The sequence below is a fragment of the Achromobacter anxifer genome, from assembly GCF_903652925.1.
GTDB lineage: Bacteria > Pseudomonadota > Gammaproteobacteria > Burkholderiales > Burkholderiaceae_B > Achromobacter > Achromobacter anxifer.
The window spans coordinates 1,069,548-1,084,824 of sequence record NZ_CAHLAR010000001.1 but is presented as its reverse complement, the minus strand read 5'-3'; the positions used below and the strand labels follow the sequence as shown (position 1 = coordinate 1,084,824).

The 15,277-nt window shown below is 68.5% G+C and carries 17 protein-coding genes; 11 read left to right on the top strand and 6 right to left on the bottom strand.

Annotated features, from left to right (window positions below):
- Positions 1–3: 3 nt before the first annotated feature.
- Positions 4–747: a GntR family transcriptional regulator gene (locus HWY37_RS04905; RefSeq protein WP_176088003.1), complete on the bottom strand. Its 744-nt coding sequence runs from the start codon at positions 745–747 to the stop codon at positions 4–6.
- A 138-nt stretch (positions 748–885) separates the two neighbouring features.
- On the opposite strand from HWY37_RS04905, the gene HWY37_RS04900 reads away from it, so the two are divergent.
- Positions 886–1,395: a DUF1993 domain-containing protein gene (locus HWY37_RS04900; protein WP_175208505.1), complete on the top strand. Its 510-nt coding sequence runs from the start codon at positions 886–888 to the stop codon at positions 1,393–1,395.
- 42 nt (positions 1,396–1,437) lie between these two features.
- On the opposite strand, the gene HWY37_RS04895 is transcribed toward HWY37_RS04900, so the two are convergent.
- The 5 genes from HWY37_RS04895 to HWY37_RS04875 form a co-directional block, all read right to left on the bottom strand.
- Entirely contained in the window at positions 1,438–2,205 is a 768-nt protein-coding gene (locus HWY37_RS04895) for a class II aldolase/adducin family protein (protein WP_175208504.1), read from the bottom strand.
- A gap of 159 nt (positions 2,206–2,364) precedes the next feature.
- Entirely contained in the window at positions 2,365–3,357 is a 993-nt protein-coding gene (locus HWY37_RS04890; RefSeq protein ID WP_175208503.1) for a Bug family tripartite tricarboxylate transporter substrate binding protein, read from the bottom strand.
- 114 nt (positions 3,358–3,471) lie between these two features.
- Complete coding sequence (locus tag HWY37_RS04885; RefSeq protein ID WP_175208502.1) at positions 3,472–4,383, bottom strand: LysR family transcriptional regulator; 912 nt, start codon at positions 4,381–4,383, stop codon at positions 3,472–3,474.
- Between the two features lie 39 nt (positions 4,384–4,422).
- Positions 4,423–5,559, bottom strand: coding sequence for a CaiB/BaiF CoA transferase family protein (locus HWY37_RS04880; RefSeq protein ID WP_176088002.1), 1,137 nt, complete (start codon positions 5,557–5,559; stop codon positions 4,423–4,425).
- Complete coding sequence (locus HWY37_RS04875) at positions 5,559–6,353, bottom strand: enoyl-CoA hydratase (protein ID WP_176088001.1); 795 nt, start codon at positions 6,351–6,353, stop codon at positions 5,559–5,561. Before HWY37_RS04875 ends, HWY37_RS04880 begins: the two co-directional genes overlap by 1 nt.
- 150 nt (positions 6,354–6,503) lie before the next feature.
- Here HWY37_RS04875 and HWY37_RS04870 point away from each other — a divergent pair, with 150 nt between their 5' ends.
- From HWY37_RS04870 to HWY37_RS04825, 10 genes are all read left to right on the top strand, one after another.
- Complete coding sequence (locus HWY37_RS04870; RefSeq protein ID WP_176088000.1) at positions 6,504–7,436, top strand: LysR family transcriptional regulator; 933 nt, start codon at positions 6,504–6,506, stop codon at positions 7,434–7,436.
- A 168-nt stretch (positions 7,437–7,604) separates the two neighbouring features.
- Positions 7,605–8,567, top strand: a complete 963-nt coding sequence (locus HWY37_RS04865) for a Bug family tripartite tricarboxylate transporter substrate binding protein (protein WP_176087999.1) — start codon at positions 7,605–7,607, stop codon at positions 8,565–8,567.
- The gene (locus HWY37_RS04860) at positions 8,560–8,934 is read left to right on the top strand and encodes a Zn-ribbon domain-containing OB-fold protein (RefSeq protein ID WP_176087998.1); all 375 of its coding nucleotides are present in this window, start codon (positions 8,560–8,562) and stop codon (positions 8,932–8,934) included. Before HWY37_RS04865 ends, HWY37_RS04860 begins: the two co-directional genes overlap by 8 nt.
- A complete protein-coding gene (locus HWY37_RS04855) occupies positions 8,931–10,097 on the top strand; it encodes an acetyl-CoA acetyltransferase (protein ID WP_176087997.1) in 1,167 nt (388 codons plus the stop codon). Before HWY37_RS04860 ends, HWY37_RS04855 begins: the two co-directional genes overlap by 4 nt.
- 12 nt (positions 10,098–10,109) lie before the next feature.
- Positions 10,110–11,015: an SDR family NAD(P)-dependent oxidoreductase gene (locus HWY37_RS04850; protein ID WP_176087996.1), complete on the top strand. Its 906-nt coding sequence runs from the start codon at positions 10,110–10,112 to the stop codon at positions 11,013–11,015.
- A 7-nt stretch (positions 11,016–11,022) separates the two neighbouring features.
- The gene (locus HWY37_RS04845) at positions 11,023–11,898 is read left to right on the top strand and encodes a MaoC/PaaZ C-terminal domain-containing protein (RefSeq protein WP_176087995.1); all 876 of its coding nucleotides are present in this window, start codon (positions 11,023–11,025) and stop codon (positions 11,896–11,898) included.
- Positions 11,895–12,563 (top strand): 3-oxoacid CoA-transferase subunit A, encoded by a 669-nt coding sequence (locus HWY37_RS04840; RefSeq protein WP_176087994.1) that lies wholly within the window; start codon positions 11,895–11,897, stop codon positions 12,561–12,563. Before HWY37_RS04845 ends, HWY37_RS04840 begins: the two co-directional genes overlap by 4 nt.
- On the top strand, positions 12,560–13,228 hold the full coding sequence (locus tag HWY37_RS04835) for a CoA-transferase (protein ID WP_176087993.1): 669 nt from the start codon (positions 12,560–12,562) through the stop codon (positions 13,226–13,228). The genes HWY37_RS04840 and HWY37_RS04835 overlap by 4 nt, the downstream gene beginning before the upstream one ends.
- A gap of 12 nt (positions 13,229–13,240) precedes the next feature.
- Positions 13,241–14,416, top strand: a complete 1,176-nt coding sequence (locus HWY37_RS04830) for an acyl-CoA dehydrogenase family protein (RefSeq protein WP_176087992.1) — start codon at positions 13,241–13,243, stop codon at positions 14,414–14,416.
- Positions 14,409–15,224, top strand: a complete 816-nt coding sequence (locus tag HWY37_RS04825; protein ID WP_176087991.1) for an acyl-CoA dehydrogenase family protein — start codon at positions 14,409–14,411, stop codon at positions 15,222–15,224. Before HWY37_RS04830 ends, HWY37_RS04825 begins: the two co-directional genes overlap by 8 nt.
- Positions 15,225–15,277 lie beyond the last annotated feature (53 nt).

The window sequence follows — 15,277 nt, the reverse complement described above, 5'->3', positions numbered from 1 at the left end:
AGCTCAGGCCCGCTTGCGTGGCAGGCGGGACAGGCGGGTGGAGAAGCGGATCAGGTCGCCGCGGTAATAGAGCTTTTCGTAATCGACGGGCCGCTGGCCCTCGGTGTACGAGGTGCGCTCGATGAGGAAGATCGGGCTGCCCGCCGCGATGCCCAGCGCCAGCGCGACGCGCTCGTCCGCGGTCACGGCTTCCAGCTGGTATTCGGCTTCGATCAGCGGCAGGTCGTAGCGCAGCTCCAGCAGGTCAAAGATGGGCTCGGCTTCCAGGTCGTTGCTGGCGACCTTTTCACCTATGTCCAACGGCAGATAGGTTTCATCGAAGGACAGCGCCACGCCGTCCGCCAGGCGCACGCGTTCGATGCGATAGACCATGGCGCCGCGCGCCACGCCCAGCTGGCGCGCAACGTCCTCGGTGGCCGGCACCGGCCGCTTGTCCAGCAGCCTGGCCGTGGCGCGGCGGCCCAGCGCCTCCATGTCCTCGACGAATCCGCTCAGGCCGGTCAGCGCCTGGGTCAGCTTGGGTTCCGTGACGAAGGTGCCCTTGCCGCGCCGGATTTCCACCAGCCCGCGCGCCACCAGGTTTTCCACCGCCTTGCGCACGGTGGTGCGGCTGACGGCGAAACGCTGGATCAGCTGGTCTTCCGTGGGCAGCTGACTGCCGGGAGACAGGCTGCCGGCGGTGATTTCCGCGGCCAGCGCCGTTTCCACCCGTGCGTATAGAGGGGCATAGTCGGATTCGTTTTGCATATGGACATCATAACATCATGATGTCGTGATGATGTAATCCTCACCGCCGAAGCGAACGCCGCAAGCAGACTGCTGGTAGTCTTCCCAGGCCCGTCCGGCGCCTCCCGCGCCGGCTGCAACCATCAAGCGAGATTCGACATGAGCAGTTTTATGCATAGCGCCTCCGTCCCCGTCCTGACGCAAATGCTGTCGGCGCTGTCCGACGTGCTGAAGAAGGCGGAAGCCCACGCCACGGAAAAGAACATCGATCCGGAAGCCTATCTGGGCGCCCGCCTGTTCCCCGACATGTTTCCGCTGGTGCGCCAGGTGCAGATCGCCTCGGACTTCGCCAAAGGCATCGCCTCGCGCCTGGCTGGCGCGGAAGTGCCGTCGTGGCCGGATAGCGAAGCCAGCTTCGCGGGCCTGCAGGCGCTGATCGCCAAGACCCTGGAACACGTCGGCTCGTTCGGCCCAGAACAGTTCGCGCAAGCCGAAGCGCGCGAAATCGTGCTGCGTCCGGGCACGCCGAAGGAAAAGAAGCTGAGCGGCAGCGCCTACCTGCTGCACTATGGCCTGCCGCAGTTCTTCTTCCATGTGACCACGGCCTACGACATCCTGCGCCACAACGGCGTGGAAATCGGCAAGCGCGACTACATGGGCAAGTACTGATCCCGTTTGACGGGCCCCGCGTCGCGCGGGGCCCGCGCCCGGCTACTCCGCGTAGCCGGGGTTGCGGCGGTCCAGGCGGCGCAGCAGTCCCGGCCAGGCCAGCTTGGCCTTGTGCGCGCGATCGGCCTGCGACTCCACCGTCGCGTTCTTGAGGATTTCCTCTGGGATGTAGGTCAGCTCGCCGCCGCCGGCCTGGGCCCGCACCTGCGCCATGCAGGCGGCCTCCAGCCTGTGCATGGCCTGGAAGGCTTCGGCCATGCTCTGCCCCACGGTCAAAAGGCCGTGGTTGCGCAGGATCAGATAGGTATTGCTGCCCAGGTCCCGCACCAGGCGCGGCTGTTCCTCGGGATTGAGCGCCAGGCCTTCGTAGTCGTGATAGCTGAGCGAACGCAGCACGATGAACGCGAACTGCGACAGCGGCAGCAGCCCGGCCTTTTGCGCCGACACCGCCACCCCGTTGATGGAATGCGTGTGCAGCACGCACATGGCGTCCTTGCGCGCGGCATGGATACAGCTGTGGATGGTGAAGCCGGCCGGATTGATGTCGTATTCCGACTCCATGACCTTGCGTCCGTCCAGATCGATCTTGACCAGGCTGGAGGCCGTGATTTCGTCGAACATCATGCCGTAGGGATTGATCAGGAAGTGCTCCGTCCCGGGCACCTTGGCCGTGATGTGCGTGAAGATCAGGTCGTCCCAGCCGAACAGCGCCACCAGCCGGTACAGCGCCGCCAGGTCCTTGCGGACCTCCCATTCCGTTGCGCTGACCTGTTCGCGCACGCTGGCGCCCGCCTTGCCTACCGTATCCATACCGTCTCCATTTTTCGATGATTGCCCGCGGCATCCGCGCGGGCGCTGTCTGGCACTTTATTCGTTTTGCCCGCGGCCGGCACGCCGCGCGGCCAGGCAGCGGTCACCCCGCCCCATGCAAAAAGGGCGCCCATCGGCGCCCTCTTCGGTTCCCGCTGCTTATTGCGGTTCGATCTTGGCATCGACCGCGCGCTGGGTCCAGACCTGGCGCTGCGATTGCGCGAAGGCCTGGTGTTCGGCCAGCGTATTGGGCGAGACCTGCATGCCCAGGGACTCGAAGCGCTGCAGCACGTCGGGTTCGCGCAGGATGGCGGCGACTTCCTGGTTCAGCTTCTGCGCAATGGCGTCGGGCGTCTTGGCCGGCACGGCCACGCCGACCCACACCACCAGGTCGAAGTTCTTGTAGCCCAGCTCCGCCAGCGTCGGCACGGCCGGGAATTCCTTGGCGCGCTCGTGGCCCGTGTAGGCCAGGCCGCGCAACTTGCCGCTCTGCATGAAGGAGGTCACGACGGACAGGTCGGCGAACAGATAATCCACATGTCCGCCCAGCAGGTCGGTCACGGCCGGCGGCTGGCTCTTGTAGGGCACGCCGTTGGCGGCAGCGCCGGCCACGGTATTGAAGGTGGCGCCGGCGATCTGGCTGGTGGGCGAACCGTAGGCGTAGTTCAGGGGCTTGGCCTGCGTGGCCTTGACCAGTTCCTGCAGCGTCTTGTAGGGCGCGTCCTCGCGCACCACCAGCATCATCGGAATGGTGGCGATGCGAATGACGTGGATGAAGTCGCCGGTGGGGTCGAACGGCAGCTTGCGGAACAGCGCCGGGGTCGCCGAATGGGTCGAGCTGCTGGTGAGGATCAGCGTGTAGCCGTCGGGCTGGGCGCGCGCCACGAACGAGGAACCGATGGTGCCGGACGCGCCGGGCTTGTTCTCGATCACGACGGGCACGTTCAGGCGCGGGCCGAGCTTTTCCGCGATGATGCGCGCGCTGGTGTCGGTGGCGCTGCCGGGCGAGAACGGCACGACGATGGTGATGGGCTTGTCGGGGTAGGCCGGCTGGGCCTGCGCGGCGGCGGGCAGCGCGCCAGCAAGGGCGGTCAGGACGGTGAGGCTGCCTGCGGCCAGCAGGCGGCGCCGGGCGCCGAACGGTCGAGTCATGCTTGTCTCCTGTCAGGGGCCGCGGGTCGGCCTCTTCAACTCTGACCGTATGATGCGTGCGACCCGCTTATCCCAACAAGGGACTAATTTTCATAGACTTATTCCAGATCAGATTTAATTGCCGTCGGCCTGGCGCTGGCGCAGATAGTCCTCGGTGGCCTGCAGGAAAGCCGAGGCCGCCAGCGACAGCCGCGCATTGCGGCGCTGGATCAGCCAGAGCTCATGCCCGTGCTTGCGCGCGCCGTCGATGGCCAATATGCGCAGGCCCAGCTGGCGCGCCAGGTCGCAGGCATAGCCCGGGACCACGGTGATGCCTAGCCCGGCGCCCACCAGCTTCAGCGCCGAGGTCAGCATGCCGGCCTCGATGCGGTAGCGGAATTCCAGGTTCAGGTCGGCCGCCACGCGGTCCAGGCTGCGCCGCACGCTGTAGACGTTGCGCAGCATGACGTGGTCGTGCGCGGCCACGTCGGCCCAGGACACCGAGCGCTTGCGCGTCAGGGCGTGGCGCGGCGCGCACACCGCGTACATGGTGTCGCGGTAGATGACGCGTGTGGCCAGTTCTTCCGAGGGCGTTTCGACCGAGACGATACCGAAGTCGGCGCGGCCGTTGCGCACGTGTTCGATGGTGTCGTCGGTGGAGAGTTCGAACAGGTCCAGCTTCACGCTGGGATGGGCGCGGTGATAGTCCGCCACCACATCGCCCAGCAGGCCTACCATCATCAAGGGCGAAGTGGCCACGCCCACGGTGCCGCGCTCCAGCGTGCGCAGGCCCGACATGCTGCGCTCGGCGGCGCGCACGGTGCCCAGGATCTCCTGGGCGTAGGCATAGAAATCGGCGGCGCCATCGCAAGGCGTGACGCTGCGGGTGGAGCGCTCGAACAAGGGTTGGCCGACTTCGGCCTCCAGTTCGGCGCAAAGCTTGCTGACGGCCGATTGGGTCACGAAGGCCGCGCGGGCGGCGGCCGTGAAACTGCGCAGTTCGTAAAGCGCGCAAAACACGCGCAGTTGCTTGAGAGTGATGTTCATGGTCGAAGTCGCCGCCAGGCGCCGCCGGCCATGCCGGCCTCAGCGCGCAGGCTCGAGCATATCGCGATCGGCGTCCTGGCGCGGCGCCTGGCGCCGGATCTCGCCCGGCGTGCGCGAGAAACGCACCGGAATGCCGGCCGCCATCAGCGGTCCCTCGGTCGGGTGTTCCACGCGCTGGAAAAAGCCGGTGGCCTGAAGGTGCGGATCGTCGAACAGGGCCTCGGGCGTGTTCACGCGCGAATGCGGGATGTCGGCGTCCGCCAGCAGCGCCAGCCATTCCTCGGTGCCGCGCAGCGCGACGATGTCCGCCAGGTCCTGGTAGAGCTCATCGAAATGCCGCGCGCGCGAGCTCGCGTCGACGTAGCGCGGATCCGCCGCCAGATCGGCGCGTTCGGCCAGGGCGAAGAAACGTCGCCACTGCGCGTCGGTATACGGCAGCAGGGCCAGGTAGCCGTCGCGCGTGCGATAGGGACGCCGCTGCGGCGACAGCACGCGGCTGTAGCCCATGGGTCCCTTGGGCGGCACGAAGCTGTGGCCGCTCATGTGCTCGATCAGCGTGAAGGACACCAGGGTCTCGAACATGGGGACTTCCACCGCCTGTCCCTGCCCCGAGCGTTCGCGCTCGTACAGGGCCATGGGAATGGCGTAGGCCAGCGTCAGCCCCGCCACCTTGTCGGCAAGAATGGTGTTCACATAGGCCGGCGCGCCGCTGTTGCGTCCCTGCAGGTCGGCCAGTCCGCTCATGGCCTGGATGATGTCGTCGAAGGCCGGACGCGCCGCGTAGGGCCCGTCCTGGCCGAAGCCCACGGCCGAGCAATGGATCAGGCGCGGGTTGCGCGCGCGCAGCGTGTCCGCGTCCAGGCCCAGCCGCGCCAGGGCGGCCGGACGCACGTTGGACACGAACACGTCCGCGCCGTCGATCAGGCGCAGCAGGCTGTCGCGGTCGGCCGGCGTCTTGGCGTCCAGCGTCACGCTGTACTTGTTGCGATTGAGGTTCAGGTAGGCCGGCCCCATGCCCGGGCTCGCGGCCGGGGCCGAGGTGCGGAACACGTCGCCTTCGGGCGACTCGACCTTGATCACCTCCGCGCCCATGTCGGCCAGGATCTGGGTGCCGTACGGCCCCATGGCCACCGAGGTCATGTCGATGACGCGCACGCCCGCGAGCGGGCCGGCCATTACTTGGCCTCCTGGTGCTTCTTGCGGTTGACGAAGGGCGCCATGTAGCGGCGCGGCTCGTCGGTGGTGAAGGCCTCCCCGAACGCCGCCACGCTGCGGTCCAGGCCGGCTTCGACGCTGGACTCGCTCCAGTAGCGCAGCAGGGCCTTCTGCGAGCGCACGGCGATCGGGCCGCTTTCGGCGATGGGCGCCACGGTGCGTTCGACCAGGGCGTCCAGCGCGCCGGTCTCGCTGACGAACTCCAGGAAGCCCCATTGATGGGCCTGGGCCGCGTCCACGGTCTCGCCGGTCAGCAGCAGCCAGTTGGTGGGGCCGGGGCCGATGATCGCCGGCAGCAGCACGGCATGGATCACCGACGGAATGCCCACGCGCACTTCGGGCATGCCGAAGACCGCGTCCGCCGAGCCCAGGCGGATGTCGCAGGCCGCGGCCAGCTCCATGCCGGCGCCCAGGCAGAAGCCCGGAATGCGGGCGATGGTGGGCACGGGAATCGCGGCCACGGCGTCGCACAGGTCGCGCAGCCGCGTGATGAACTCGCGCGCGCCTTGCGGATCGAGCTCGGCCATTTCATAGATGTTGGCGCCGCCCACGAAGGCACGCTCGCCCGTGCCGCGGATGACGACCGCACGGGCATCGTCCTGCGCCGCGATCCAGCGGGCGGCCTCGGTCAGGCTCAGGGTAACCGCCGAAGCCAGGATGTTCAGGCTCTTGGCGTCGTGGATCTGCAGGGTATAGACGCCGCGCTCGTCGCGGGTCACGAGGGCATGGGCGAAGGCGGGAATGGGCGCAGTCATGGAAACTCCAGCTAGGGTTATGCCACCGATGCTAAGGGCGAGGTTTCATCACAACAAACGAGTAATTTTCATGAAATAAGTCTGGAATGGAATAAATACAAAAGCCCGGGCGGCTTGGGTACGATAGCCGCCTCTTGCGGGAGTCGCACCATGGGTATCACGCTGCGCCAGCTTCGGGCCTTCTGCGCCGTCTACGAGCTGAAGAACTTCACCCGCGCCGCCGAGGCGCTCAACCTGACCCAGTCCACCGTCAGCAAGCTCTGCTCGGAACTGGAGAAGGCCATAGGCATGGCGCTGTTCGAACGCTCCGCCCGCGGGGTCGAGCTGCTGGAGGGCGCGGCCGAGCTCTATGCCTACGCGCAGGAAACCTTCGGCTCGCTGCGCGCGGCCGAACGCAGCCTGAGCAGCCTGGCCGGTCTGGAGCGCGGCGAGGTCGCCATCGCCGCCTCGCCCATCATGATGCACACCCTGATCGCGCCGGTGGTGACGCAATTCCATGCGCGCCATCCCAACATCGTCTTCGACCTGCACGAGCTCACCGGCGACGAGGCCACCGAGCGCGTGCTGCACGGCAAGGCCGACCTGGGCCTGGTGGCGATGGAGAGCCAGGACCCCAGGCTGGATTGCCGGGTCGTCTACCGCGGACCGATGTACGCGGTGGTGCCGGCCGACCACCCCTTGGCGCAAGGCGAGCAGGCGCGTTGGCGGGAACTGGCGCGCTATCCCCACATCCTGCTGCGCGGCGCCTACACCGTGCGCCGCAAGATGGACCAGATCCTGCGCGACAAGGGACTGGTGGTGCGCAGCGTGGCGCAGACCGGCAGCCTGACCACCGCCTTCGCCATGGTCCGCGGTGGCATGGGCATCACGGTCATGCCGGGCTACGTGCGCGCCGTCTGCCAGGAAATGGGCCTGAAGGCCTTGTGCATCGCCGACCGGCCGCAGAGCCTGCACGAACTGTCCATCCTGCGCCGCGCCGACTACCGGCTGTCGCGCGCCGCGAGCGCCTTTCTCGCGGCCTTCGAAGCGCATCTGGACAAACAGGGGCAACCGGCGCCTGCCGGTCATTCATCTCTTTCTTGAATGCCTTCATGACAATTAATCAATTGTTTGCATGATGGGCCGCTCCCATCATTAGCGCGTCGAGGCCCGCTTTCCAGGCAGCCCGCCAACCACGCGCCATCTGGATGGTCACCTCGACGCCATAACCAAGCAGGGCTGACAAGCCCGCCGGACGAGGAGACCCCCGACATGAAACTCAAGCCTGGCCTGAAGCAGCTGCTGACGCTGTTCGCCGTCCTTCCCGCCATCGCCGCCGCCGATACCTATCCGGCCAAGCCCGTCACCCTGGTGGTGGCCTACGCCCCGGGCGGCATGACCGACATCCTGACGCGGCGCATCGCCGCCGATCTGCAGACCCGCCTGGGCAAGCCCTTCGTGGTCGAGAACCGGCCCGGTGCCACCGGCCAGATCGCCACCGAGTACGTGTCGCGGCAGAAGGCGGACGGCTACACCATCCTGGTGGGCGCGACCAGCCACGTCATCAACCCGGCCATGAAGAAGCTGCCCTACAACGCCCGCAAGGACTTCGCTCCCGTGGCGCTGCTGGCCGTCAGCCCCAACTTCCTGCTGGTCAACGCCAACCAAGGCATCAAGACCTTCGCCGAATTCAAGGCCTACGCGCAGAAGCAGATCTCGGTGCCCTACGGCACGGCCGGCGCCGGCGGCGCGCCCCACATCGTCGGCGAGCTGCTGCGCGAGCAGAGCGGCCTGCCGCTGATGCACGTGTCCTACCGCGGCGCGGGCCCGGCCATGACCGACCTGGTATCTGGACAGGTGCCCTTCGGCATGGCCGAATCCGTCACCGCCAACGCCTATCTGCAGTCCGGCAAGATCGTGCCCCTGGCCATCGCGTCCGCGCAACGCCAGCCGCGCTACCCCGACGTGCCCACGCTCAACGAACTCGGCTACAAGGGCTTCGACCTCAGCACCTGGGTGGGCGTCTATGCCCCCGCCGGCACGCCCGCCGACATCGAGCAGACCCTGAACAGCGAAATACGCAAATCGGTGATGCAGCCTGCCACGCAGGAGTACATCCGCTCCACCGGCTCCGAACCCGGCGACATGGACCTGGCCCAATACACCAAATTCGTCAGCGACGAGATGGACAAGTGGCAGGCCGTCATCTCCCAGGCCGGGGTCAAGGATGAGTGAGGTCCGCATCGGCTCGCCGTCGCCGGAAGCGTATTTCTCCGAGGCGCTGCGCGCGGGGCGGCTGGAAGTCCAGGTGTGCCGCAGCTGCGGGCTCTCGTTCTTCTTCCCGCGCACGCACTGCACCCACTGCCGTTCGCAGGACTATGCCTGGCGGCCCATGCGCGCGGGCGCCACGCTCTATTCCTATTCGGAAATTCCGGCCACGCCGCAGGCGCCCGCCCGCAACGTCATCCTGGCCGACATGGACGAAGGCTTCCGCATGATGTCCACGCTGCTGGACGAAGGCGAGCTGCGCATCGGCATGCGGCTGACGGCCCGGCCCGATCCGCAGCGCGCCCGCGTGGTGTTCGGACCGGAGGCGTCATGACGGACTGGAACAAGAACCTGCGCGGCGCCATCGCCATTACCGGCTGCGCCACGGCGGGCATCGGCGACGCGGGCGGCCTGAACGACCTGGAACTCACCTCGCTGGCGATGCATGCCGCGGTGCGCGACGCAGGCTTGCGCATGGAGGACATCGACGGCCTGATGAGCGCCAGCCTGTCCTCGTCGATGTGGCTGAACAAGCTGTCTGAATACCTGGGCCTGTTTCCGCGCTTCATGGACAGTACCCAGATCGGCGGCGCGTCCTTCGTCGGCCATCTGCTGACCGCCGCGGCGGCCATTCAGGCCGGGCTGTGCCGCAACGTCGTCATCGCCTACGGCGCGGCGCCGCGCGGCGGCAATGGCGTGTCGGCCACTTCCGGCGCGCGCGCCCGACTGGATCCGTTTCCCTACGAGGAGCCGTTCCAGCCCTTCAACCCGCCCACCAGCTACGCCCTGGCGACGCGCCGCCACATGCATGAATACGGCACCACCCGAGAACAGCTGGCCGAGGTCGCGGTGGCCGCGCGCGCCTGGGCGAGGCTGAATCCGGAAGCCTACAAGCGCGAGCCGCTGTCCATCGCCGAAGTGCTGGCCGCGCGCGTGATTTCCTCGCCGCTGACCGCGCGCGACTGCTGCCTGGTGACGGACGGCGCGGGCGCCATCGTGGTGACGGCCGCCGCGCGCGCCGAAACGGACTGCCCCGTCTACGTGCAGGGCACGGCCATGGCGCACTCGCACCGCCAGATCGCCTGCATGGCGGACCTGACCCGCACCGTGGCCGGACAAAGCGCCGACCTGGCGCGCGAACGGGCCGGCGTGGCCCTGGCCGACATCGACCTGGTGCAGCTCTACGACGCCTTCACCATCAATCCCATCCTGTTCCTGGAAGACATGGGGTTCTGCGCCAAGGGCGAAGGCGGCGCCTTCGTGTCGGGCGGGCGCATCGCCCCCGGCGGCGAACTGCCGGTGAACACCAACGGCGGCGGACTGTCCTGCGTGCATCCCGGCATGTACAGCATGTTCGGCCTGGTGGAAGCCGTGCGCCAGCTGCGCGGTGACTGCGGCGAACGTCAAGTGAAACAGGCGCGCACCGCGCTCGTGCACGGCAACGGCGGGGGGCTGAGCGCCCAGGCCACCACCGTGCTAACCAATTGGATGGACTGAAGGAGATTCGACATGCTGGAAGGAAAAGTGGTGGTCGTCACCGGCGCGGCCAACGGCATCGGCCGCGCCGCGGCAATGGCCCTGGCGGCGCAGGGCGCCCGCGTGGTGGTCAATGACCTGAACGTATCGCTGGACGGCACCAGCGCCTCGCAAAGCACGGCCGCCCAGGTCGTGGAGGAAATCCGCGCCGCGGGCGGCGAGGCCATCGCCAACGGCGACTCGGTGGCCGAGTACGCCAGCGCGCAGCGCATCATCGAAGCCGCCGCCGACACCTACGGCCGCGTCGACGCCGTGGTGAACAACGCCGGCATCGTGCGCGACAAGATGTTCCACAAGCTCACGCCCGAGGACTTCGACGCCGTGGTCAAGGTGCATCTGTACGGCTGCTTCAACTTGAGCCACGCCGCCGCGCGGCACTTCCGCGAACAGGGCGGCGGCAGCCTGGTCAACATGACCTCGAACTCGGCGGTCATCGGCAACCGCGGCCAGGCCAACTATTGCGCGGCCAAGCTCGGCATCGTCGGCCTGTCCAAGGCCATGGCGCTGGACATGGCCGCCTTCAACGTGCGCTCGAACTGCATCGCCCCGCTGGCCTGGAGCCGCATGACGGAGACCATACCCGCCAAGACCGAGGAACAGGCGCGCCACGTCGAGAAGATCCGCCGCATGGGCCCCGAAACCATTGCGCCGCTGATCTGCTACCTGGCCTCCGACGCTTCCGCCGACGTGTCGGGCCAGGTGTTCGCCATCCGCCTGAACGAGATCTTCCTGATGAGCCAGTCGCGCCCCGTGCGCTCGGTGCACCGTTCGGACGGCTGGACCACGGAGAGCATCGCCGACCACGGCATGGCTGCGCTGCGCGCCTCCTTCATGCCGCTGGACACTTCGGCCCAGGTATTCGCCTGGGATCCGGTCTGAGGCGGCCATGGCGCTGGACTACCGCAGCCTGAAGTCCCACATCTTCGCGCCCGAGCGCCAGGCCTATGGCGAGGATGACTGCATCCTCTACGCCCTGGGCGTGGGCGCGGGCCTGGCCGAGGACGAGGCCGTGGGCGACGAAACCCGCTACCTCTACGAACAGGACCTGCGCGCCCTGCCGGCCATGGCCTGCGTGCTGGCCTACCCCGGCTTCTGGATGCGCGACCCGCGCCACGGGCTGGACTGGAGCCAGGTGGTGCACGGCGAGCAACGCATGCGCTTCCCCGGCAGCCTGCCAACGCGCGGCGAAGTCGTGTGCCAGATGGAAGTCGCGCGCATCGCCGACAAGAGCCCCGGCGCCTTCGTCGTGACGCGGCGCACGCTGAGCGACGCGGCCACCGGACGGGAAATCGCCGTCATCGAACAACTGAACATCTGCCGCGGAGACGGTGGTTATTCGGGCGGCGACGCCGCGCTGAGCGACGCGCTGGCCGCGCCCATCCCCGCGCCCCCCGCCGCGCCGCCGGACAGCGTCATCGTGCTGCCCACCAGCCGCAACCAGGCCGCGCTGTACCGTCTGAACGCCGATCGCAATCCGCTGCACGTGGACCCGGCCAGCGCCCGGCGCGCGGGTTACGCGCGCCCCATCCTGCATGGCGCGGCCTTGCTGGGCATGGTCAACCGCGCGCTGGAAGCCGCGCTGCGGCAGACGCCCGGCCTGCGCCTGGGCGAACTGGACCTGCGCTTCATGGCGCCGGTCTATCCCGGCCTGGACGTGGCGGTGTCGCTATGGCGGCAGCCGCAAGGCGTGGCCCTGGCCTGCCATCAGGCCGGCGCCCTGTGCGCCCAGGGCCGCGCGGCCTGGACCAAGGAGGAACAATGAAAGACAAGACTTGCGCAAGCGTGGAAGACGCCCTGCGCGACGTGCAATCCGGCGCGGTGATCTTCGTGGGCGGCTTCGGCGGCTCGGGCATCCCCGCGCGCCTGCTGGCGGGCCTGCTGGCCAAGCCGGGCGTGGGCGACCTGACCCTGATCAACAACAATGCCGGCGCGGGCGAGGCCAGCTTCCTCGCGCTGGTGGCCACGGGCCGCGTCAGCCGCATCGTCTGCTCCTACCCGCGCATGCCGGGCAATGACGTGATCCGCGAACGAGTGCAGGCGGGCAGCCTGGCGGTGGAGGTGATGCCCCAGGGCACCCTGGTCGAGCGCATCCGCGCCGGCGGCGCAGGCATGGGACCGTTCTACTCGCCCACTGGCTACGGCACGCCGCTGGCCGAAGGCCGCGAGACCCGCGTGTTCGGCGGCCGCGGCTACGTGCTGGAGGAACCGCTGCGCGCCGACTTCGCCTTCGTCCGCGCGCATCGGGCCGATCCGCTGGGCAACCTGGTCTACCGCCGCGCCCAGCGCAACTTCGGCCCGGTCATGTGCATGGCCGCGCGCAGCACCATCGTCGAGGTCGACGAGATCGTGCCCTGCGGCGCGCTGGATCCCGATGCCATCGTCACGCCCAGCCTGTTCGTCCACCGCCTGTTGGGGAACCCGCAATGAAACGACTGTCACGCGAGCAACTGGCCGCGCTGGTGGCCGGCGACCTGCCGGCCGGCGCCGTGGTCAACCTGGGCATAGGCATGCCCACCATGGTCACCGACCGTCTCGACCCCGCGCGCGGCGTACAGCTGCACAGCGAGAACGGCATCCTCGGCATGCGCCTGCTTGAAAGCAACGAGGCCGCCGACGGCGACCTCATCAACGCCAGCAAGCAGTCGATCGCCCTGACCGAAGGGGCCGCCATCTTCGACCACGTCTATTCCTTCTCCATCATGCGCGGCGGCCACATCGACATCACCGTGCTGGGCGCCTTCGAAGTCTCCTGCCACGGCGACCTGGCGAACTGGTCGCTGGGCGCGGACGATCCCATGCCCTCGGTGGGCGGCGCCATGGACCTGGCCGTGGGCGCGCGCAACGTCTGGGTCATGATGGAAGCGCTGACCCGCGACGGCGCGCCGCGCCTGCGCAGCCGCTGCACGCTGCCCCTGACCGGCGCGGGCGTGGTCGGGCGCGTCTATGCCGACATCGGCATCTTCGACCTGCGCGACGGCGCCTTCGTGCCGCTGGCCCTGGTCGACGGCCTGCCGCCTGCCGGGCTGGACCGCTGGATCGATGCGCCCGTGCGCATCGAGGGCGCGCCGCGCGTGCTGCATCCCAACCCCTGATTCCCTTCAGCCATGATACGCACCGAACATTTTCTCGAAGACGCCGAGGCCTGGCTGCGCGCCGCGCTGGCAGAGCTGCGCCAGCAGCATCCGGTCACCGCCTCGCACACGCAGGAATGCCGCCAGGCCTGGAACCGCATGCTGTGCGAGGCCGACCTGATCGCGCTCACCTGGCCGCGCGAGTACGGCGGCCGCGAACTCAGCACCGCCACGCTCATCGCCTTCCATGAACTGTGCGCGCACCTGCACGCGCCGCAGCCCATCAACAGCATCGCCCACGCGATCCTCGCGCCCACCCTGCTGCGCTTCGGCACGCCTGCGCAGAAGGTGCAATTCCTGCCCGGCATCCGCGACGGCAGCGAAATCTGGTGCCAGGGCTATTCCGAACCCCAGACCGGCTCGGACCTGTCGTCAGTGCGCACCCGCGCCAAACCCGAAGGCCCGGGCTGGCGCGTCAGCGGCCGCAAGATCTGGACCACCCAGGCGCATCTGGCCAAGTGGTGCTTCGCGCTGGTGCGCACCGATCCCGACAGCCAGGCCCACCGCGGCCTGAGCTTCATGCTCATCGACATGCAGGCAGAAGGCTTGCGGGTCGAACCCATACGCCAGATGACAGGCGAGGCCGACTACAACGAGGTGCTATTCGACGCCACGCCGGTGCCGGAGGGCCGCATCCTGGGCGAACCCGGCGAAGGCTGGCGCATCGCCATGGCCGCCGCCGAATACGAGCGCGGCATCTACTTCATGCCGCGCGTGGTCCAGCTGGAAGACGAGTTGCGCCAACTGACCCAGGCGCTGACGCAGGCCGCGCTGGCCGAGGACGAACGCGCCGTGCAAGCGCGGCGCGTGCGCGAGCTTTCGGATCTGTGCCAGGTCATCCGCTGGCGCGTGGACCGCGTGCTGCGCCAGGTGGCCGAAGGCAACACGCCAGGCATCGATGGCGCCATGCTCAAGCTGCTGTGGAGCGAAACCCGCCAGCGGATCTGGGAACACCGCGTGGAGTTGCTGGGCGAAGCCGCCATCATTGGCCCGCAGGCCGCCGCACCGCATGCCGGCGCCGCCAGCGTAATGCGCGAATTCCTGTGGTCGCGCGCCGAAACCATCGTGGCCGGCACCTCGGAAATCCAACGCAACATCGTGGGCGAACGCCTGCTCGGCCTGCCCAAGGACAGGGGACAACATGCATAGCGAAATCAGGACATTGCTGTCCTCGACCTTTGGCCGGCTGCTGGAGCAGCAGCATCCCGCCGCCTACGCGCGCCTCGCCCTGCCGGCCCATGACGAAGCCCAACGTGCGCTGTGGAAGGAGCTGGCCGACGGCGGCTGGCTGGAAGCGGGATCGGAAGCCTTCCAGGCCGAGCATCCGGCCAGCATCCGTTGCGACCGCGCTGGCGACGAACAGGGCTGGATAGACGACTACGGCCCCTCGGCCCAGTACCTGCGCCTGAGCAGGCAGGGCGAGGGCTGGCTGCTGGCCCGCCACGACCCGGCGATGTTGGAATCCGTGCAAGGCCTGGACCCCACCGTGGCGCTGGCCTGCCTGCGCGGGCCGGCCGTCGCGCAGGCCGCGCTGCCGGCGGCAATGGTCTTGCCTGCGCTGCAGAACCATCTGGCCTTCCAGCTGGCGCAGCTCATCGGCGCGGCGGGCGCCTCCCTGGACCTGGCCATCGCCTACGCCAAGGAGCGCGAACAGTTCGGCCGGCCCATCGGGCAATTCCAGGCGGTCAAGCACGCCCTGGTCGACGCCTGGACGGGCCTGGACAACAGCCGCTACGCCGTGGAGGCGCTGCTGCAGGCTCGCGCCCCGGCCGATCCGGAACTGGCATCCCTGGCCGCCCGCCTGTCCGCGGGCGCGGCGCGCCGCGCCGTGAAGCTGGGCATCCAGGTCCATGGCGGCATCGGCTTCTCGTGGGAGCACGACGCCCAGCTCTACCTGAAGCGTGCCTACCGGCAGGCGGTTGAAGTGGAGCGGCTGGCCGCGCTGCTGGGGGATTGAGACGCCGTGTAGCCGCGGGGCTGGGCGCCGGTCCTGCGGCTTCAAGGTCGTTG